At 58.5% G+C, this 301-nt stretch carries 1 protein-coding gene; it reads right to left on the reverse strand.

Annotated features, from left to right (window positions below; all coding sequences use genetic code 11):
- The coding region (locus AC1RPQ_RS08325) for a hypothetical protein (RefSeq protein WP_481762317.1) at window positions 1–301 on the reverse strand (301 nt) is incomplete at both ends.

Consider the following 301-nt stretch of genomic DNA (forward strand, 5'->3'; position numbering starts at 1 on the left):
GTGCTTCTTCCGGGCTGATGCCAAGGCGCTGAACGAGGATAGCAGCAGCTGCCGAGTCAGCGGTCTGCGTCTCGTCCGGAATTTCAACCGTAGCCTCGAATGCCAATGCGTTCTTGGCGGCTTGGTCTGCTTCTGCCGAAGCCTGTTCCGGAGTATAGTTCTCCAGCGCATCAGTGACGAGCTGGCCTTCTTCAGCGTCTTTGTTTTCGTGTTCCTGTGCGGGTTGTTCGCGATCCGGAGTCCCGACAATGACAGCCGCGTAAAGGCCGCTCACCGAATACTCGGGGAACACGCCGATCCA

The sequence above is a fragment of the Dellaglioa sp. CoH-57-MRSF-21 genome, assembly GCF_056781915.1.